Genomic DNA, 19,536 nt, shown 5'->3' on the forward strand with positions numbered 1-19,536 from the left:
GGTGGACGGCGGTGGCCCGTCCCCGGGGCGGCTCAGCCCTGGCCGAGGGTCTGGATCACGGACTTGGCGACCTCGGTGGCGCCGCCCGTGGCCGACTTGGACGACAGCGGGTCGCCGTCGTCGGAGCCCGAGTAGTGGATCGTGATGAGGACGTTCGCGATCCGGACGTTGCCGACGGCCTCGCCGCCCCCCTGCTTGTCGTCGACGCTGTAGACGAGGTAGCCGTCGTCGCCGACGCCGTCGAGGCGGATCTTGTCGGTGAGCTTCTGGCCGGGCAGCAGCCCCTTGCCGGACTCGTCGGCGGTCCGCTCGGACGTGAACGTCCGGGTCGCGGCGTCCGTGGGCGTCTGCTCGGCGCTTCCGGCGATCGCGCGGAGCTCAAGGGTGAGCTGCCGCTTGGTGTCGCCCGCGTAGGCGCCCCACACGCACTGGTTCTGCCGCTCGTTGCTCTGGTAGCTGTCGGCCTGGGTCCGCTCGGAGCCGGGCGCCAGCCTGTCGACGAGGTCCTGGCCGACGATCGTGCAGGAGTCGGGGACGAGGGAGCGCTCGCCCTTCGCCGTCGGGGAGCTCTCGGCGGCGCCGCTCCCGACGACCTGGCCGCCGTCCTTGCCGTCGCTCGCGCCGACCCCCCTCAGGATGACGAAGACCGCGAGGACGCAGACACCGACGCCGGCGCCGAGGCCCGCCAGGACGGCGGCCCAGCGCCGTCCGCCGCGGCGTTCGCGGGCGACCCGGTGACTGCCGGTGCGGTAGCTGCCGCTGCCGGACCGGTAACCGCCGCTGTCGGTACGGCGGCCGCCGGCACCGGCGCCGTAGCCGCCGCTGCCGGACCGGTATCCGCCGCTGCCGGACTGGTAGGGGCCGGTCTCTCGCTGGTAGGGACCGCTCTCCCGCTGGTACTGGCTCGACTCGCGCCGGTAGGGGCCGCCGTCCCGCCGGTACTGGCTCGACTCCGGCCGGTACTGGCCGGACTCGCTCGAGTAACCACCGGTCGGGTGGCCGCCGGTCGGCTGGCCGCCGGTCCCCTGGGCAGGGCCGGAGTCACGGCCGCTCTGGTACGGCCCGTACTCCCCGCCGCCCGAGGCGTATCCGCCGCCGTCCGGCCGGTAACCGCCGCCTGGCACCTGGCCACCGCCCGAACCGCGATAGCTGTCGCGGTCACTACCGCTGCGATGGCTACCACTCACCGGTTCCCACTCCCGAGGAAATCGATATGTCGTGTTAGGTGAGGTTCGTTCCGGCAAAGAGTACGACATGTAGCCGTAATGTGGTCTACCCCCGCTTGGCAAAAACCGCAGAAGTCGCCCAGGGGGCGTCATCCAGCGTCGAGGTCCAGGTCGGACCAGCGATGACCGACCCCGACGATCCTTACTTCGCGCTCCTCTCCGGGCCCGTCCCCGCGAGAAATGATCAGTTCCAGACGGTCCTCGGCGAGGCCCTCCGCGAGCCCTTCGCCCCATTCCACGATCGTCACCGATTCCGCGACGGACGCGTCCAGATCGAGATCGTCCAACTCGGCGAAACCACCCAGCCGGTATGCGTCCACGTGCACCAGCGGCGGCCCGCCCGCGAGCGACGGATGCACCCGCGCGATCACGAACGTCGGCGAGGTGATCGGCCCCCGCACCTTCAGGCCCTCGCCGATCCCCTGGGTGAGCGTCGTCTTGCCCGCGCCGAGATGCCCCGTCATCACGAGCAGGTCGCCCGCCCGCAGCAGGCCGGCGAGGCGCAGCCCCAGCTCGTGCATGTCCGCCGCGGTGGGCACGGTGACGGTGATCGTCTTCACGCGGTGCGCTCCTCCTCGTATCCGGGCCGGACGCGGGCGATCAGCCGCCGGAGCCCGCCGGTCACGACCCCCGGGTACTCCAGCGGCAGCACGTGCCCGGCCACCTCCACCTCGACCAGCTCCGCCTCCGGCAGCGCCTCGGCGATGCGGCGCGCGTGCTCGACCGGGGTCAGCCGGTCCCGTCCCCCGGCCAGGATCAGCGTCGGCACCCCGCCGAGGACGCCGAGGCAGCCGCTCTTGTCATGGCCGATCAGCGCCGGATAGAACTCCGCGATCACGTCGATCGGCGTCGCCCTGATCATCTGCTCCAGGAAGTCGACGACGGACGGGCTCACGTACCTGTCGGCGAACGCCATCTTGCGGGTGACGACGAACGCGAGGTCGGCGCCCAGCCCCCGGGCCCTGTCCACCAGGTCGGCGCGGCGGCCGAGGCCGCGCAGCGTCCCCGGCGCCAGCGGCCGGAGGACCTTGGCCAGCACCAGCGGCAGCCCGAGCGTCATCTCCGCCAGATCGCCGCAGGACGTGTTGACGAGCGCGACCCCCACGACCTGCCGGTCGAACAGCTCGGGATGCCGTTCGGCCAGCGCCATGATCGACATTCCGCCCATGGAATGCCCGACGAGGACGACGGGCTCGTCCGGGCCGACCGTCGCCTTCAGCACGGCGAACAGGTCGTCGCCGGTCTGGTCGACCGTCGCGTGCCACGGTTCGCTGCGCCCCGACCGGCCGTGGCTGCGCTGGTCCCAGAACACCGTCCGCAGCGAGCCCTGAAGGTCGCGGCGCTGGTAGTGCCAGGAATCCTGGTTGAGGGTGTAGCCGTGGGAGAAGACGACCGTGAGGCCGGCGTCGTCGGGGCCGTCCACCTCCACATGCAGCGGGACGCCGTCATCGGCCTCGACGGTCAGCTCCCGGCCGCGCAGCCGGCCGAACGGCTCGCCGGCGTCCGGGTCGGGCCGCAGCCGCACCCGGCCGACGGCGAAGTGCCGCAGCCCGACGGCCGCGCCCACGCCCGCCGCGCCGATGCCCGCGGCCGTGACGCCGATCCTGCGCCTGCTCCTGCTGTCCATGCACGCGCCCCCTACAGCGCCCGTCCCGGATACGCCCTCGGCACCCGGGACCCGATGCGGGTGACGATCTCGTAGGAGATCGTGCCCAGTGCGTCCGCCCACTCCTGCGCGGTCGGCTCGCCAAGGTCGCCCGGCCCGAACAGGATGATCTCGTCACCCGCCGACAGCCGGTCGTCGCCGAGGTCGATGACGAACTGGTCCATGCAGACCCTCCCGGCGATCGTCCTGCGGCGCCCACCCGCGAGAACCTCCAGGACGTTGGAGCCGTGCCTCGGGATCCCGTCGCCGTACCCGACGGGCACGACGGCCAAGGTGGTCGCCTCACGCGTGGTGTACGTGTGACCGTATGACACTCCACGACCTGCTGGAACCCGCTTGACCAGCGCAGCGTCCGCCACCAGCGTCATCGCGGGGCGCAGCCCGAACGTCCCGAGCCGCGGCACCGGCGTCAGCCCGTAGATCGCGATCCCCGGCCGGACGAGATCGAACCGCGCCTCCGGAAGCGTCAGCGTCGCCGCCGAGTTCGCCAGATGCCGGACCTCGAACCGCGCCCCCGCCCGCTCCGCGTGCGCCACCATCTCGGTGAACGCGCCGAGCTGCGCCGCGATCGAGGGGTGGCCCGGCTCGTCCGCGCAGGCGAAGTGCGACATCACCCCGGCCACCCGCACATGGCCGGTGGCCTCCGCCTTCAGCGCCGCGCCGACCAGCGCCTCCCAGTCCGCGCCGCACGCACCGCCCCGCGACATGCCCGTGTCGGCCTTGAGGTGCACCCGCGCCTGGCGTCCCGCCCGCTCCGCCGCCCGGACGACCTCGTCCAGCAGCCAGACCGCCCCCACGGTCAGATCGACGTCCCGCGCGACGGCCTCCTCGTACGGCTCACCGGGCACGCCCAGGCACACCAGCGTCCGGACGGTGAGGCCCGCCTCCCGCAGCCGCAGCGCCTCCGCCAGCTTCGCCACCCCGAGCCACGACGCGCCGCCGGCGAGCGCGGCCCGGGCGGCCTCCACCAGCCCGTGCCCGTACGCCTCCGCCTTCACCATGGCCATGACCTCGGCGCCCCCGGCATGCTCGCGCAGCAGCCCGATGTTGTCGCCGATGGCGGCCAGATCGACGCGCGCCTCCGCAGGAACCCTCATGGCACCAATTTATTGCTTCGCCCTCGGCGTCGGGCGCTGGAGCGCCCTCCTTCAACGGACCACGCGGCGATCGCTGTGTTGATTGCGCCGCCCTCGGCGTCGGGCGCTGGAGCGCCCTCCTTCAACGGGCCACGCGGCGATCGCTGTGTTGATTGCGCCGCCCTCGGCGTCGGGCGCTGGAGCGCCCTCCTTCAACGGGCCACGCGGCGATCGCTGCATCGCTCCGGCTCGCCCAGGGGCTCGCTGCGCGATCAGGTTTCTCGCAGGCTCGAAACCTGGCTTCGCACGCGATCGCAACGCTCAGGCCGTTGCGTCCTCAGCTTAAGGACGATCGCCCTGCGGTTGGCGCGTCATCGGAGTGCGGCGATGGCGGCTCACTGGGTGATGGCGCGGAAGGCGGCGGGGAGGGACTTTATGACGTCGTCGGCGCTTATGGGGGAATCCGGGCCGGGGGTGGGGGCGGCGGCCAGGCGGGCGGCCAGGCCGTGGAGGTAGGCGCCGGCGGCGGCCGCGTCCATGGCGGGGAGGCCGCCGGCCAGGAGGGCGCCTGTCAGGCCGGACAGCACGTCGCCCGTGCCTGCCGTGGCGAGGCGCGGGGTGCCGGTCGGGTTCACCCGGACGGGGCGGTCCGCCTCGGCGACGAGTGTGGTGGAGCCCTTGAGGAGGACGGTCGCCGAGAGTTCGGCGGCGGCGCGGCGGACGTGGTCGAGGCGGGCGGCCTCGATGTCGGCGCGGTCGGCGGCGATGAGGCGGGAGAGCTCGCCCGCGTGCGGGGTGAGGACGGTCGGGGCGGCCCGGCCCAGCAGGTCGCGGCGGCGGGACAGGACGGTGAGGCCGTCGGCGTCCACCAGGACGGGCAGGTCGGTGGACAGGACGGCTTCGAGGAGGGATTCGGCGGCCTCGCCCGTGCCGAGGCCGGGCCCGACGACCCAGGCCTGGACGCGTCCGATGCGTTCGAGGACCTTGGCATCGTGGCGGCCCGGCTCGATGACCGTGGTGACGGCCTCGGGCCAGCGGTGCCGGACGAGCTCGACCGGGTGCGCGACGGAGGCGAAGCGGACCATGCCCGCGCCGCCGTGGACGGCGCCACCGGTGCACAGGACGGCCGCGCCGGTGAACTCGGGGCCGCCCGCGAGGATGCCGAGGACGCCGCGGCGGTACTTGTCGGACTCGGGGCCCGGCTCGGGCGGCTGGACGTCCGGCGGGCGCGCCGCGACGACGTCCGGGTCGGGCAGGTCGGGGCCGAGCCCGATATCGACCAGTTCGACCACTCCGCAGTAGGACGCGCCGGGATCGATGAGAAGGCCCGGCTTGTGCGTCCCGAACGTGACGGTGACGTCGGCGTGGACGGCGGTGCCCGCGACGCGGCCGGTGCTCGCGTCCACGCCGCTCGGCACGTCGCAGGCGACGACGAGGGCGGCGGATTCGGAGGCGAGGGCGGCGTACCGGGCGTGCGGGTCGCGGAGCCCGCCGGTGCCGCCGATCCCGGTGAGGCCGTCGATGATCAGGTCGGCGCCGGCGATGGCGGCGTCCTCGCCGCCGGACAGGAGGCGCCCGCCGGCGGCGCGCAGCGCGGCCAGCCCGGCCTCGTGGATCGTGGAACCGGCCTGGACGGCGTGCACCCGGGAGCCGCGCCGGGCGAGCCGGGCCCCGGCGTAGAGGGCGTCGCCCCCGTTGTCGCCGCCGCCGACCAGGAGGACGACGCGGGATCCGTACACGGCGGGCAGGATGCGGGCGCAGACCGAGGCGAGGCCGGCGGCGGCGCGCTGCATGAGGGCGCCGTCCGGGAGCCGGGCCATCAGGGCCCGCTCGGCCGCCCGCACCTTGCCGACCTCGTGCGCGTACCTCATCCGCCGCTCCCCCAGTCGATCACACACTTAGAGTGCCACGGGAACGCGCTCCGCAACCCCCGACGGAAAACCTTGTAACTTGCATCGCAAGTTTTGGTGTCACGTGCGCAAAAGAATCTCCGGCCGTAGAATCCTCCTCATCCGCTCCGATGTATTCGCACTGCGGCACCCCGTGCGGCAGAATGCGCCCTGATCAGTCCGCCGGGACTGGAGAGGCCCGAGCAATGAGCACTTCCCGAGGTCCCTCCGTCCGGCAGCGGCGACTGGCCGCCGAGCTCCGGAGGCTGCGCGAACGCAGAGGGCTCACCGGAGACGAGGTCGCCGAACGGCTCGCCTGGTCCACCGCCAAGGTCAGCCGGCTGGAGAACGCGCGGACCGGCGCGAAGATCGGCGACGTCCGGCGGCTGCTGGAGCTGTACGAGGTCGACGACCCCCGGCACGCCGACCTCATCTCCCTGGCGCAGGACGCCGCCGAGCGCGGCTGGTGGGAGGAGTACCGCGACCTGCCGAGCCCGCTCGCCGATTTCATCGCCCTGGAGTCGGAGGCCACGGCGGCCAGGGAATGGGGCAGCACCGTCTTTCCCGGCCTGCTGCAGACGGAGAACTACGCGCGGCACGTGATCGGCGGCTGGAGCGACCTGGCCACGCTGCCCCCGCAGGAACTGGAACGCCGCCTCGACGTGCGAATGCGCCGGCGCGCCCTGCTGGACGGCCCGCACCCGCTGGAACTGTCGGCGGTGCTCGACGAGTCGGTCCTGCAGCGCCGGATCGGCGACCAGAAGGTGATGCGCGAGCAGCTCGAACATCTGTGCCGGATGACCGAGTCGCCGAACGTGAACGTACAGATCCTGCCCTTGGGTATCGCACACTCGGTGTTGGCTGAATCGTTTATACTTCTGGAATTCTCACCTGTGCATGACATCGTTTTCCCTGATATCGTGCACGTTGAATCCCTGACAATCAGCCACTTCGCGGATGAGGCTGTCACCTATATGTACAGCCTCGCCTATTCAAGCCTGGCCGGCCAGGCGCTGGACGCCGAGCAATCCCGGCGCCGCATCGCCGCGGCCAAAGACGCCTGGTGACGGGTCCGCTGAGGGGCTCAATCCTTGTGAAAGGCACCGAGTGTCCCCTTTCGCCACTCCTGCTCCACAATGGAGGAGAAGCGCCCACTGCGGGGCGAGTAACACGTGCGTCGAAATCGGCAACCTGGCCGATTCGTCCCATCCCATCGGGGCGCGTGACGCCAAGCACGGCACGCAGAGCCCGGTCCTGTCATTCTCGTCCGGAGAGTGGCGCGATTTCCTCGAACGGGCCAAGAAGGGCGAATTCGACCTGGGTCGATGAGACGGCGCTGAAGCGCCGCCGAGCCCGCTACCGCCGCCTCACGAGGGCGCGCGAAGGGCCACGCCGGACGGGCCGGGTCCCACGCTAGACCCGGCCTGGTCGCACCCCACCGGAAACTCTGGGCCTACCTCGGCACGCCTGACACACGGGTACCGCACCACCCGTTCGTGATCAGGCGTTTTTTGCGATCTTGTTACCGTGTGCTTGATGCACCGGCAGCGCGGCCGCGTTCAATGCAACTTTCGATGCAGGGAGCCGGAATGAGTTTCCATGCGACACCGCCCGCCCAGTGGAGAAGGAGCACCCGATGCGGCGCCAGCAACGGCTGCGTCGAGGTCGCCCGTCTCGATGACGAGGCGATATCCGTCCGCGACACGGAGGACGTCTCCGCACGCCTCGCCTTCGGCCTCGCCGAATGGCGGGCGTTCACCGAGGCCGCCAAGGGCGGGCGTTTCGACCGCCCCTGAAAACCTCACTGCAAATTACACCAGACTGAGATTCTCACAACGGTGCGGGAATTGCATTTTGGTCGCGAGTCACTGGACCGTTACCCGCTTCAGGTTACGCCATGCCCGGACGCCTCTCGAAAGCGGCTGAGAAGCGTCCGGGAACGGGCCGCCGCCCTACTCGACCGTGACGGACTTGGCGAGGTTGCGGGGCTGGTCGACGTCGTGCCCCTTCGCGGTCGCCAGCTCGCACGCGAACACCTGGAGCGGGACGGTCGTGACGAGCGGCTGCAGGAGCGTCGGGACGGGCGGGACGCTGATCAGCGTGTCCGCGTACGGCTCGACCGACTCGTCGCCCTCCTCCGCGATGACGATCGTCCGGGCGCCGCGGGCGCGGATCTCCTGGATGTTCGACACGATCTTGTCGTGGAGGACGGCCCGCGCGCGCGGCGGCACCACGACCACGACCGGCAGGTTCTCCTCGATGAGCGCGATCGGGCCGTGCTTCAGCTCGCCGGCGGCGAAGCCCTCGGCATGCATGTAGGCGAGTTCCTTGAGCTTGAGCGCGCCCTCCAGCGCCACCGGGAAGCCCACATGGCGGCCGAGGAACAGCACGCAGTGCTCGCCCGCCAGCGACCGGGCCAGCTCGCGGACGGGCTCCATGGTCTCCAGGACCTTCTCCACCTTCTCCGGCATCCGCTCCAGGAGCTGCACCATGGCGAACACCTCGTCCCCCCACTTGGTGCCGCGCACCTGCGCGAGGTAGAGCGCGATGAGGTAGACGGCGACGAGCTGGGTGAGGAACGCCTTGGTGGACGCGACCGCGATCTCCGGCCCGGCGTGCGTGTAGAGGACGCCGTCGCACTCGCGCGGCAGCGTGGAGCCGTTGACGTTGCAGATGCCGAGCAGCTTGGCCTTCTGCTCGCGGGCGTGCCGGACGGCCATCAGCGCGTCCATCGTCTCGCCCGACTGGGAGATCGCGATGACCAGCGTCGTCGGCGACAGGATCGGGTCGCGGTAGCGGAACTCGCTCGCCAGCTCGACCTCGCAGGGCAGCCCCGCCCAGTGCTCGATCGCGTACTTGGCGATCAGGCCGGCGTGGAAGGACGTCCCGCACGCCACGATGATGATCTTGTCGACCTCGCGGAGCTCCTGGTCGGAGATGCGCATCTCGTCCAGGTGCAGCCGCCCGTCGGAGCCGATCCGGCCGAGCAGCGTGTCGGCCACGGCGCGCGGCTGCTCGGCGATCTCCTTGAGCATGAAGTAGTCGTAGCCGCCCTTCTCGGCGGCGGACACGTCCCAGTCGACGTGGTACTCCTTCACCTCGGCCGGGCGCCCGTCGAAGTCGGTGACGGTCACCCCGCCGGAGCGCAGCTCGACGACCTGGTCCTGGCCCAGCTCGATCGCGTCGCGGGTGTGCGCGATGAACGCGGCGACGTCGCTGGCGAGGAAGTTCTCGCCGTCCCCGACGCCGACGACGAGCGGGGAGTTGCGGCGCGCCCCGACGACGAGGTCCGGCGCGCCGGTGTGCACGGCGACCAGCGTGAACGCGCCCTCCAGCCGGCGGCAGACGCGGCGCATGGCGTCGGCGAGGTCGCCGCCGGACTTCAGCTCGTCCTCCAGCAGGTGCGCGACGGCCTCGGTGTCGGTGTCGGACGCGAGGCCGTGCCCGCCCTCCTCCAGCTCGGCGCGCAGCGCGGCGAAGTTCTCGATGATCCCGTTGTGGATCACCGCGACGGAGCCGGTGCAGTCGACGTGCGGGTGGGCGTTGCGGTCGTTCGGCGGGCCGTGCGTCGCCCACCGCGTGTGCCCCATGCCGAGCGTCCCGGCGGGCGGCGGTTCCTCCGCCAGGGCCCCCCGCAGGTTCGCGAGCTTGCCCGCGCGCTTCGCCGTCGCCAGCTTCCCGTCGGCCAGCACGGCCACTCCGGCCGAGTCGTAGCCGCGGTACTCCAGCCGCGCCAACCCCTCGACGACCACGTCGAGTGCCGGCCGGCCGCCTACGTACCCCACGATTCCGCACATGACGGCAACTCTATTCGGTGTCCTCACCAGGGCCCACCCACAGGAGTCGTGGTGCGGTTCCGCTAGCGTGAACCGACGGTGAAATACCGGTGACCAGCCGACAGGCATGGTTAGTGTTCAGCCATGACGAGCGGATGGGACAGCGTGCCTAGCCCCTATGTGGAACTCTCCCGCGACGCCTGGCGGGCCCTGCGCGAGAATACGCCGCTGCCGCTCACGCCCGGTGAGCTGGAGGCCCTGCGCGGCCTGAAGGACCCGATCGACATCACCGAGGTCGAGGAGGTCTACCTGCCGCTGTCCCGGCTGCTCAACCTGTTCTTCCTGGCGGACTGGCGGCTCCGCGACACCGTCAGCGGGTTCCTCGGCGGCGAGGTGCGGCCGACGCCGTTCATCATCGGCGTGGCGGGCAGCGTCGCGGTCGGCAAGTCCACGACGTCGCGGCTGCTGCGCACGCTGCTGGCCCGCTGGCCGGAGCATCCGAGCGTGGAGCTGGTGACGACCGACAGCTTCCTGTACCCGAACGCCGTGCTGTCCGAGCGCGGGATCATGGACCGGAAGGGGTTCCCCGAGTCCTACGACCGGCGCGCCCTCGTCCGGTTCGTCTCGGAGATCAAGGCGGGCGCGGCGGAGGCGGCGATCCCCGTGTACTCGCACCTGGAGTACGACATCGTGCCGGACACGGTGCAGACCGTCCGGCGGCCGGACATCCTGATCGTCGAGGGCCTGAACGTGCTCCAGGCGCCCCCGCCCGGCACCCTCGGCGTGTCCGACCTCTTCGACTTCTCCATCTACGTGGACGCGCGGGTCGAGGACATCCGGCAGTGGTACGTCGACCGGCTGTTCGCGCTCCGCCGCACCGCGTTCACCGACCCGCGCTCCTACTTCCACAAGTACGCCCGCGAGCTGGACGAGGACGAGACCGCCGCCTTCGCGCAGCGCGTTTGGCGGGACGTCAACGAGATCAACCTCGTCTCCAACATCCTGCCGACACGCGCGCGCGCCACTCTCGTCCTGCACAAGGACCGTGACCACGCCGTCCAGCGGGTCCGGCTGCGCAGGATCTGAACAGCGCAGGATCTGAACAGCGCAGGATCTGAACAGGGCAGGATCTAGCCGCCCCAGGGGCCGGTCACCGCGAACGTCGTGCCCGGCTCGTAGACGTTGACGAACATGGTCCTCTCGTCCGGGGAGAACGTGACGCCGGCGAACTCGCCCCACGCGGGCTCGTCCTCCGTGCCGATGTTCTGCCCGTTCCGCGCCATCGCGTAGACCTCCCGGCGGCGCGACACGCCGAACACGTACTGCGCGCCGTTCCCGTCCTCGCACACCATCAGCCCGCCCTGCGGCGCCAGGCAGATGTTGTCGGGCGAATCGCCGGGTTTCTGGACGTCGGTGCCGGGGCCGAACACGATCACGAGGGTGAGCCGGCGGTGGTGCGGCTCGTAGGACCACACCTGCCCGAAGTGGTCGGCGCGCGACCCGTCCGCCGTCTTCGCGAAGCTCGACACGAAGTAGACGCGGTCGCCGCCCCAGTAGCAGCCCTCCAGCTTCTGCGCGTGCGTGATGCCGCCCGGGCCGAAGTCCTGGAACCGGATCCCGGTCTCCTTCGCCAGCGGATCGGGCACCCGCTTCCACTCGACGTGGCCGAACACCGTGCCGGGCTCCTGCACGACCGACAGGTCCGGGACGTCGGGGACGCACAGCGCCTCAAGCCGTCCGCTTGCGCGCAGGCTGCCGGAACCGCCCCGCGGCCGCTCCGGCAGGAAGCGGTAGAACAGCCCGAACGGCTTCTCGAAGGCGTCCTCGGTCTCGTAGACGGTGCCGTCGCGCGGGTCGACGGCGACCGCCTCGTGCTGGAACCGCCCCATCGCGGTGAGCGGCTCGGGGACGGTCCGGTCCCGCCGGTACGGGTCGACCTCGAAGATGAACCCGTGGTCCTTGGTGTAGTTCCCGGTGCCGGCCCTGTCCTCGGTCTCCTCGCAGGTCAGCCAGGTGCGCCACGGCGTCGGGCCGCCGGCGCAGTTGACGGCCGTCCCGGCGATGGCGACGCGCTCGGTGCGCACGCGCCCGGCAGGGTCGATCTCCAGGGCCGTGCAGCCGCCGAGGCCCCCGGGGTCGTAGGTGACGCCCGCGACCGGCGGCACCCGGTGCGCGGCGTCCGGACGGTTCTCGTGGTTGCGGACGAGCCAGGTCGTCCGGCCGCGCCCGGGGAAGGCGGACATGCCGTCGCAGTGGCTCGGCACCGCGCCCTCCCCGGAGCGCAGCGGCTCGCCCTCCCGGGACAGGACGGTGTACCGGAACCCGCGCGGCAGGTCCAGCAGGCCCTCCGGATCGGGCACGAGCGGCCCGTACCCGGCATGACGGCCGGTCGGCGCGGCGGCGGCGCTTCCTGCGAACAGCTGCTCGACGGCGCCGGTGAAGGCGATCCCCGCCCCCACCGCGCCGGACCGCGCGAGGAGCTGGCGGCGCGTGACTGACATGGGTGCACACTCCCTGGTCTGGGATGATCAAGTACCCTCCAGAGCCGTTGTAACACGGGTCACATTCACGGGCTACGGCACACCTCGACAGACATGTCACACGCACGGCATACCCGGGCCGCGCTGATGCCGCTGCTCGGCGACCGCCGCCGGTGGCCGGCGCGGGGCGTGCGGCGGGCCCGGGACGGCTGGGGGGATCTCGCAGGCCATAGGCTGATCGCCATGCCGATGCCGGAGCCCGGTGAGCGTCCCCAGGTGCGGGCACTGCGCCGCTGGTACGTCACCGTCTGGGTGCTCCTCGGGCTGCTCCCGCCAGGCATCGCCGTGTGGGACCAGCCCGACGGGACGCGGTCCACCACGCTCGCCCTGCTGTCGGTGCTTGTCCTCTGCTACCCCCTCACCGGAACGTTCCCCGGCGATCCCGTGATCCGCCGGACCGCCTTCCTGGGCGTGCTCGTCGCCGGGATCGGCGCCGTCTCCTACCAGATGGACGGCGCCGCGTCGCTGCTCATCGTGTCGCTCCCGCACTTCTGGATCTTCGCGGGTAGTCCGCGGCGCGCGGTCGTCCTGAGCGGCGCCGCCGCCGCGGCCACGGTGGCAGGCGAGGCCGTCCGGTCGGCCCCGGACGGGCAGGTGCTCACCGGCAACTCGGTCGCCGCGCTCATCGGGTACGCGGCCGGGGTGCTGTTCGGGCTGTGGATGCACCGGGTCGTCGGGCGGCACGACGAGCGCGCGCGCCTCCTCGCCGCCGACCTCGCGGACGCCGAGCGGCGGCTCGCCGAGGCGCAGCGCCGGCAGGGCGCCGCCGACGAGCGCGAACGCCTCGCCCGGGAGATCCACGACACGCTCGCGCAGGGGCTGGCGTCCATCGTCGTGCTGGCGGAGGCGGCCCGGAACGGCCTGCGCGCCGACCCGGACCGGAGCGCGCAGCAGCTCACCTCCATCGAGCAGACCGCGCGGGAGAACCTCGCCGAGGCACGCGTCCTCGTCGGGGCGGCAGATCAGGGCAGCGTCGCCCCCTCGTCCATCGCCCGGACGCTGCGCCGCACCCTCGACCGGTTCGCCGAGGACACCGGGCTCGCCGTCCACGCCGAACTCCCGGACGTCGACTGCGACCAGACGACCCGGATCGCGCTGCTGCGCTGCACCCAGGAGTCCCTCGCCAACGTCCGCAAGCACGCCGCCGCGTCCACGGTCGGGGTCGTCCTCGAACGGCGTCCGCACGGCGTCGAGCTGGAGATCACCGACGACGGGCGGGGCTTCATGGTGGCGGAGTCCCGCGGCTTCGGCCTGGACGGGATGCGCCGCCGCCTCGCCGAGCTGGGCGGCGAGCTGAACGTGACCAGCTCCCCCGGCGACGGCACCCGGATCCTCGCCATGATTCCCGCAAAGGCATGACATGACCGAGAAACTCAGGATCATCGTGGTGGACGACCACACGGTCATGCGCGCGGGCGTCGTCGCGCTGCTGGCCGCCGAACCCACCATCGAGATCGTCGGCGAGGCGGACGACGGCCGGGAGGCGATCGCGCTCGCCGCGCGGCTCCGGCCCGACGTCGCCCTCCTCGACCTGCGGATGCCCGTCATGGACGGCGTCGCCGCCACCGCCGAGCTCGGCCGGCTCGGGACCCGCGTCCTGGTCCTCACCACCTACGACACCGACACCGAGATCGAGCGCGCGATCGAGGCCGGCGCCATCGGCTACCTGCTGAAGGACACGACCCGCGACCAGCTCGTCGAGGCGATCCGTTCGGCGGCGCGGGGCGAGACCGTCCTCGCGCCCCGCGTCGCGGAGAAGCTCGTCGCCCGGATGCGCCGCCCGGAGCCGGCGACGCTGACCGCCCGGGAGATCGACGTGCTCCGGGCGGTGGCCGACGGCCTGTCCAACACCGAGATCGGGCGGCGGCTCGTCATCGCCGAGGCGACCGTCAAGACGCACCTGCTCCGCGTCTTCGCGAAACTGGACGTCGGCGACCGCACCCGCGCCGTCGTCGTCGCCATGGACCTCGGCCTCCTCCCGGGCCGGAACGGCTAGTCGGCGCTCGCGACCGGGAGTGAGCGGAGGCGGAAGGTCGCCAGCAGCGTCCCCACGGCGGTGACCAGGACGAGCAGCGTGATCGCCAGCGGCAGGTCGACGGTCGACTGGACCGGCGACGCCTCCGTCAGCGCGTCCGTGATGGACAGGGCCCACTGCTGGATGGACGCCGACTTGGCGCCCGGCGCGAAGCTGCCCAGCAGCGACTCCCACACCAGCGCGTACAGCAGGCCGATCGTGACGGCGTTGCGGCTGGCCACGGCGAGCGCGACGAACACCGCGCTGTAGGCGACGCCGCCGACGAGGACGCCGATCGCGAACGCGGGCGTCAGCTGCGCGGTCGTCCCGGTGAGGACGAGGCCCGCGAGCAGCGTCGGGACGGTCGCGAACGCCGTGACGAGGACGATCGCCACGACGAGCTTCGTCAGCACGATCACCTCGCGCGGGATCGGCTTCGTCAGCACGTACATGATCTGGCCGTCGTCGATCTCCGGCCCGATCACCCCGGTGCCGGCGATCAGCGCCAGCAGCGGCAGCAGCGTGGCGAGCCCGAACTGCTGCAGGACGTGCGAGGAGGTGGACAGGTCGTCGTTGCCGGTCGCCCGCAGCACCATCGCGAGCACCAGCATGATCAGCGGCAGCCCGAGCAGGAGCAGCGCGCGCTTGCGCCCGAGCATCCCGCGGAACGTGATCATCGCAATGGTCGGGTTCATGTGGTTCCTTGCCTCGCTGAATGGCCCACCAGGTAGGAGAAGACGCTTTCGAGGGACTCGTCGGCCGGGGAGACCTCCCACAGCCGCACGTCCGCGTCGCGGGCGACCTGCGGGAGCAGCAGGGTGAAGCGCTGGAAGTCGACCGCCTCGATCCGCAGCCCCTTGTCGGTGAGCTGGACGCTGCGGGCCGAGCCGTCCGCGATGATCGAGGCGGCGAGCCGCCGGTCGTCGGACGAGCGGACGAGGAAGATGTGCGGCCGGTCGGTCATCAGCCGCCGGATCTTGCGGAAGTCGCCGGACGCCGCGTGCCGGCCCGCCACGATGACCTCGATGTGGGTGGCGAGCCGCTCGACCTCCTCCAGGATGTGCGAGGAGAACAGGATCGTGCGTCCCTCCTCGGCCATCCGGGTGATGAGGTCCATGAGCTGGAGCCGCTGCCGCGGGTCCATGCCGTTGAACGGCTCGTCCAGCAGGAGGACGGGCGGATCGTGCACCAGCGCCGACGCCATCTTGATGCGCTGCTTCATGCCCTTGGAGTAGTTGCCGATGGGGCGTCCGGCGGCGTAGTCCATCTCCACCAGGCCGATGGCGCGGCGGGCGGCGGCGGACGGGTCCGGCAGCTTGTGCAGCTTCGCCATCGCGACGATGAACTGCTCGCCGGTGAGGAAGTCGTAGGCCGACTCCCGTTCGGGGACGAGACCCAGGCTGCGGTAGGCGCCCGGGTTGCGCCATATCGGCTTCCCGTCCAGCGTGACGCCGCCGGACGACGGAGCCAGGAACCCGCCCATCATGTGGATGAGCGTCGACTTCCCGGCGCCGTTCGGGCCGAGGAGCCCGGTGACGCCCGGCCCGACCTTCATCGACACGCCGTTGATGGCGACGACGTTCCCGTACCAGCGGGACACGTTCTCCAGAACCAACTCACTCACGAGAGCCCCGCCTTCCGGAACCGGCGGTAGAGAACCGCGATCGAGCCGACGACGATGAGGGCGCACAAGGCGAGCGCGACGACGCCGCCTCCGACGCCGGGCGCGACGCCGGGCGAGGACGACTGCGCGCCGAGCAGCCTGACCTGCACGATGTCCACCAGGTTGAACGGCGTGAACAGCCCTGCCCAGCCCTGGAGGGTGAAGTTCGTCTCCGCGTCGGCGATCCCCTGGATGACGCCGACGACCGTGGCGCTGATCAGGTAGACGGCGATGACCGCGGCGACGCCGAACCCGCGGCGCGGCGTGAACGCCGCGATCACCATCCCGATCGCCGCCAGCACGAGCGCGTACAGCAGGCAGCCGACCAGGGCGCCGAGGTACTTCAGCAGCTGCTCCCCCGAGTCGGGCATCTTGGTGATCAGCCCGCCGAGGTAGAGGACGGTGACGGGCACCGCCATCAGCGTCAGCAGCGCGGTCGCCAGCGCCGCGCCCTTCGCGAGGACGAAGTCCAGATGGCCGACCGGGCGGGAGAAGTACAGCGGGATGACGTGGAAGCGCACCTCCCGCGAGGCCAGCACCGGCGCCTGCGTGGCCAGGAAGATCGCCACGATGACCTGCATGATGTTCACGTAGGACGAGTAGCGGATCAGTGCGTCCGGCTCCTTGCTGAACGCGAACGCGGCGACCGACCCGGCGGCCGGCACCAGCATGATCGCCGCCAGCAGGAACGGCATGACCTTGGCCCGTGCGGGACGCCCGAGGCCGAACGCGGCGCGCAGGTTGTGCACGTACAGCGACCGCAGCACGTACGCGCGGCCGTTGCGGCGCCCGTCGTAGTGGCGGTAGCCGATGTCGTGGATGGTGCTCGTGCTCATCGCGGCGCTCCCTGCTGGACGGTCCCCGCGGGGGGCTGGACGGTCCCGGCGGGGGCCGGCGGCGCGGGCGGCCCGGTCTGGAAGACCTCCTCGATGTGGTGGCGGCGCTGCTCCATCCGGATCAGCCGCAGCCCGAGGCCCGCGACGCCGTCGCGGACCAGGTCGTAGGTCGTCTCGCCGGCGATGTCGACGATGAGGAACCGGCCCTCGGGACGGACGGACACGCCCTGGTCGTACAGGTGCTGCCCGAGCACGTCCCGCCCCTCGTCGACCTCGACGGTCAGCACGCCGCTCGCGGCGGTGTACGCCTCGACGGCCTGGGACCGCAGCAGCTTCCCGCCGTCGATGATGACGACGTGGTCGCAGACCCGTTCCAGCTCGCCGAGCAGGTGCGAGGTGACGAGGACGCTGATCCCGAACTCGGCGCCGATGCGGCGGATCAGGTCGAGCATCTCGTCGCGCCCGGCCGGGTCGAGGCCGTTGGTGGGCTCGTCCAGGAACACGAGCTTCGGGTCGTGGACGAGGGCCTGCGCGAGCTTCACCCGCTGGCGCATGCCGGTGGAGTAGCCGCCGATGGGGCGGTAGCGCTCCTCGTACAGGCCGACGTGCCGGAGCGTGTCGGCGGCGCGTTCGCGGGCGGCGGTCGGGGGGAGCCCGCACATCCGGGCCATGTGCACCACGAACTCGGTCGCGGACACGTCCGGCGGCAGGCAGTCGTACTCGGGCATGAACCCGACGCTCTCCCGGATCCGCAGGCCCTCGCGCGCGATGTCGAGGCCCAGTACGGTCGCGGTGCCGGAGGTCGGCGGCAGCAGCCCGAGCAGGATCTTGATGAGCGTCGACTTGCCGGCGCCGTTGGCTCCGACCAGCCCGACGACGCCCGGCTCGACGGCCACGGAGAGGTCGTCCAAGGCGGTCACCCGGGGGAACCTCATCGTCAGGCCCTGGGTGGCGATTATCGGCATAACGACGAACCTAGCGGCTGGCACCGCACGGCACGTCACCCTCAAGGGCGATGCCGGGGCAGCCTTTCGTCCAGTCTTGGAGCGACCTAAGTACGCCGTCCGACCGCCGGACGTCTCCCCTGCCGGAGGACGACGCCCCACAGCGTCTTCTGGACGAGCAGCGTCAGCGTCCCCGCGATGATCATCCCGGCGATGTTGACGGCCAGCTGGAGCAGTGAGCCGGTGATCTCGCTGCCGTGTTCGAGCGCCAGCGCGACCGCGAGGTTCCCGGCGGCGGGCACCGTGGTGACGGAGATGAACACCCCGACCAGCGCCGACGACTTGCCCGCGGTGAGCGACAGCACCCCGGCGGCGCCGGCGAGCAGCGCGACGATGAACGACCAGCGGTCCGGGCTGTAGATGAACGCGGTGAGCGGGCGCTCGTCGGGCAGCCGGTCCAGTTCGATGACCCCGGTCCACCGGCTGACCAGCGCGCACACATAGGTGATCACGATCGCGACGACGAACCCGACGACCAGCGCCCGCACCGCCTGGACGATGGGGGACGCCTGCCACCGGACGAGCCCGTAGCAGATCGCCGCGATCGCGCCGAACTCCGGCCCGAGCACCATCGCGCCGACCACCAGCACCGGCGAGTCGATCAGCGCGGCGATCCCGGCCAGCTGCGTGGCGAGCGCGAGGAACGCGACGAACGACCAGGTCAGCGCCGTCCCTTCGGTGACATGCCGGTCGAGTTCCGCCCAGACGACGGCGTCGTCGCCGTGGCCGGGCGCCCGCTCCTTGGCGGTCTCGGCGGTCTCCGAGAGCGTCAGGTCGACCTTGTCGAGCGCGATGGCCCCGTCCCGGTCGACGTCCAGGGCGCGCAGCGCGCCCAGCACCTCGTTGGCGGACTCGCGGGCGATGTCGCTCGTCACGAGGTCGCCGCGGGGGGAGCGGGCGGCGTCGCCGATGACGACGACGTTGGTGGCCCCCGCGCAGTCGGCCAGCGCCGCGCAGACGGCCTCCGTACGGTCCGCCGGGACGATCGCTCTGAGATGCAGCACGGGAGCAATCGTGCCGTAAACGGCGGGCCCGTGTGACCGGTACGCCAGGTCATAAGGTTCGATCGATTATTTGCTCAAAAATCGGCAAACAACCACAGAAACCCCCGGGACGGTGAAGGTATGGCGGCACGAACGGCTGTGCTGGTGAAGGCGGGACGAACGGCTGCGGCGGGACTCGTGCTCGCCGTCCCCCTTGCCGCGGGGTGCAAGGCCGACGTCGGAGTGTCGGAGAGCGGCTCGCCGTCTGCGGGCGGCACGAAACCCGCGTCCGGGGATGAGGCCCGCGCCCGCAAGGACCTGTCCCGGCTGCGGATCGCCGCCGAGGGCGGCGGCTCCGGCTACCGGCGCGACAAGTTCGGGACGCGCTGGAAGGACACCGACCACAACGGCTGCGACCAGCGCAACGACGTCCTCGACCGCGACCTGACGAAGGTGGAGAAGAAAGGCGGGTGCGTCGTCGTGGCCGGGCGCCTGCACGACCCCTACAGCGGCAAGGAGATCACCTTCGCGAAGAAGGACGCCGCCGAGGTGCAGATCGACCACGTCTACCCGCTCGCGCTCGCCTGGCGGATGGGCGCCTCCCGCTGGAGCGAGGACAGGCGCGAGCAGTTCGCCAACGACCACGACAACCTGCTCGCCGTCTGGGGCGTGCCGAACCGGCAGAAGAGCGACTCCGGCCCCGGCGAGTGGAAGCCGCAGAAGGGCTTCCAGTGCAGCTACGCGATCAAGTACGTCGCGGTGGCCAAGGAGTACTCCCTGCCCGTGACCCGCTCGGACCACGACGCCCTGCAGGACTTCCTGGGACGCTGCTGACCGCCGGGCGCCGACCGCCCGCCGGGGGC

19 protein-coding genes are annotated in these 19,536 nt (G+C 71.7%); 7 read left to right on the top strand and 12 right to left on the bottom strand.

What is annotated here, in order from left to right:
* Nucleotides 1-32 precede the first annotated feature (32 nt).
* From SM418_RS22810 to SM418_RS22830, 5 genes are all read right to left on the bottom strand, one after another.
* Complete coding sequence (locus tag SM418_RS22810; protein ID WP_371942922.1) at nucleotides 33-1,124, bottom strand: hypothetical protein; 1,092 nt, start codon at nucleotides 1,122-1,124, stop codon at nucleotides 33-35.
* Between the two features lie 191 nt (nucleotides 1,125-1,315).
* Nucleotides 1,316-1,747, bottom strand: a complete 432-nt coding sequence (tsaE, locus tag SM418_RS22815; protein ID WP_371943032.1) for a tRNA (adenosine(37)-N6)-threonylcarbamoyltransferase complex ATPase subunit type 1 TsaE — start codon at nucleotides 1,745-1,747, stop codon at nucleotides 1,316-1,318.
* Between the two features lie 35 nt (nucleotides 1,748-1,782).
* Nucleotides 1,783-2,853, bottom strand: coding sequence for an alpha/beta fold hydrolase (locus tag SM418_RS22820; protein ID WP_371942923.1), 1,071 nt, complete (start codon nucleotides 2,851-2,853; stop codon nucleotides 1,783-1,785).
* An 11-nt stretch (nucleotides 2,854-2,864) separates the two neighbouring features.
* On the bottom strand, nucleotides 2,865-3,989 hold the full coding sequence (gene alr, locus SM418_RS22825; protein ID WP_371942924.1) for an alanine racemase: 1,125 nt from the start codon (nucleotides 3,987-3,989) through the stop codon (nucleotides 2,865-2,867).
* A 374-nt stretch (nucleotides 3,990-4,363) separates the two neighbouring features.
* On the bottom strand, nucleotides 4,364-5,839 hold the full coding sequence (locus SM418_RS22830; protein ID WP_371942925.1) for an NAD(P)H-hydrate dehydratase: 1,476 nt from the start codon (nucleotides 5,837-5,839) through the stop codon (nucleotides 4,364-4,366).
* 224 nt (nucleotides 5,840-6,063) lie between these two features.
* On the opposite strand from SM418_RS22830, the gene SM418_RS22835 reads away from it, so the two are divergent.
* From SM418_RS22835 to SM418_RS22845, 3 genes are all read left to right on the top strand, one after another.
* Nucleotides 6,064-6,924 (top strand): helix-turn-helix domain-containing protein, encoded by an 861-nt coding sequence (locus tag SM418_RS22835; protein WP_371942926.1) that lies wholly within the window; start codon nucleotides 6,064-6,066, stop codon nucleotides 6,922-6,924.
* Nucleotides 6,815-7,186, top strand: coding sequence for a DUF397 domain-containing protein (locus SM418_RS22840; RefSeq protein ID WP_371942927.1), 372 nt, complete (start codon nucleotides 6,815-6,817; stop codon nucleotides 7,184-7,186). The genes SM418_RS22835 and SM418_RS22840 overlap by 110 nt, the downstream gene beginning before the upstream one ends.
* Before the next feature lie 260 nt (nucleotides 7,187-7,446).
* Nucleotides 7,447-7,653 carry a DUF397 domain-containing protein gene (locus SM418_RS22845; RefSeq protein WP_371942928.1) on the top strand — a complete coding sequence of 69 codons (207 nt, stop codon included), beginning with the start codon at nucleotides 7,447-7,449 and terminating at the stop codon, nucleotides 7,651-7,653.
* Between the two features lie 156 nt (nucleotides 7,654-7,809).
* On the opposite strand, the gene glmS is transcribed toward SM418_RS22845, so the two are convergent.
* On the bottom strand, nucleotides 7,810-9,654 hold the full coding sequence (gene glmS, locus SM418_RS22850) for a glutamine--fructose-6-phosphate transaminase (isomerizing) (RefSeq protein ID WP_371942929.1): 1,845 nt from the start codon (nucleotides 9,652-9,654) through the stop codon (nucleotides 7,810-7,812).
* Between the two features lie 123 nt (nucleotides 9,655-9,777).
* On the opposite strand from glmS, the gene coaA reads away from it, so the two are divergent.
* Nucleotides 9,778-10,719 (top strand): type I pantothenate kinase, encoded by a 942-nt coding sequence (gene coaA, locus SM418_RS22855; protein WP_371942930.1) that lies wholly within the window; start codon nucleotides 9,778-9,780, stop codon nucleotides 10,717-10,719.
* 44 nt (nucleotides 10,720-10,763) lie between these two features.
* On the opposite strand, the gene SM418_RS22860 is transcribed toward coaA, so the two are convergent.
* The gene (locus SM418_RS22860; protein WP_371942931.1) at nucleotides 10,764-12,134 is read right to left on the bottom strand and encodes an alkaline phosphatase PhoX; all 1,371 of its coding nucleotides are present in this window, start codon (nucleotides 12,132-12,134) and stop codon (nucleotides 10,764-10,766) included.
* Nucleotides 12,135-12,227: 93 nt separating this feature from the next.
* On the opposite strand from SM418_RS22860, the gene SM418_RS22865 reads away from it, so the two are divergent.
* A complete protein-coding gene (locus SM418_RS22865) occupies nucleotides 12,228-13,532 on the top strand; it encodes a sensor histidine kinase (RefSeq protein ID WP_371942932.1) in 1,305 nt (434 codons plus the stop codon).
* A 1-nt stretch (nucleotide 13,533) separates the two neighbouring features.
* On the top strand, nucleotides 13,534-14,169 hold the full coding sequence (locus SM418_RS22870; RefSeq protein ID WP_371942933.1) for a response regulator: 636 nt from the start codon (nucleotides 13,534-13,536) through the stop codon (nucleotides 14,167-14,169).
* Here SM418_RS22870 and SM418_RS22875 read toward each other — a convergent pair.
* The 5 genes from SM418_RS22875 to SM418_RS22895 form a co-directional block, all read right to left on the bottom strand.
* On the bottom strand, nucleotides 14,166-14,882 hold the full coding sequence (locus tag SM418_RS22875) for an ABC transporter permease (protein WP_371942934.1): 717 nt from the start codon (nucleotides 14,880-14,882) through the stop codon (nucleotides 14,166-14,168). The genes SM418_RS22870 and SM418_RS22875 overlap by 4 nt on opposite strands.
* Nucleotides 14,879-15,811 carry an ABC transporter ATP-binding protein gene (locus SM418_RS22880; protein WP_371942935.1) on the bottom strand — a complete coding sequence of 311 codons (933 nt, stop codon included), beginning with the start codon at nucleotides 15,809-15,811 and terminating at the stop codon, nucleotides 14,879-14,881. The genes SM418_RS22875 and SM418_RS22880 overlap by 4 nt, the downstream gene beginning before the upstream one ends.
* Nucleotides 15,808-16,686 (bottom strand): ABC transporter permease, encoded by an 879-nt coding sequence (locus tag SM418_RS22885; protein WP_371942936.1) that lies wholly within the window; start codon nucleotides 16,684-16,686, stop codon nucleotides 15,808-15,810. Before SM418_RS22885 ends, SM418_RS22880 begins: the two co-directional genes overlap by 4 nt.
* Nucleotides 16,683-17,651 (bottom strand): ABC transporter ATP-binding protein, encoded by a 969-nt coding sequence (locus tag SM418_RS22890; RefSeq protein ID WP_371942937.1) that lies wholly within the window; start codon nucleotides 17,649-17,651, stop codon nucleotides 16,683-16,685. The genes SM418_RS22885 and SM418_RS22890 overlap by 4 nt, the downstream gene beginning before the upstream one ends.
* 86 nt (nucleotides 17,652-17,737) lie before the next feature.
* Nucleotides 17,738-18,694, bottom strand: a complete 957-nt coding sequence (locus SM418_RS22895) for a DUF389 domain-containing protein (RefSeq protein WP_371942938.1) — start codon at nucleotides 18,692-18,694, stop codon at nucleotides 17,738-17,740.
* 120 nt (nucleotides 18,695-18,814) lie between these two features.
* Here SM418_RS22895 and SM418_RS22900 point away from each other — a divergent pair, with 120 nt between their 5' ends.
* A complete protein-coding gene (locus tag SM418_RS22900; RefSeq protein WP_371942939.1) occupies nucleotides 18,815-19,507 on the top strand; it encodes an HNH endonuclease family protein in 693 nt (230 codons plus the stop codon).
* Nucleotides 19,508-19,536 lie beyond the last annotated feature (29 nt).

The organism is Actinomadura chokoriensis (assembly GCF_041463665.1).
Classification (GTDB): Bacteria; Actinomycetota; Actinomycetes; order Streptosporangiales; family Streptosporangiaceae; genus Spirillospora; species Spirillospora chokoriensis_A.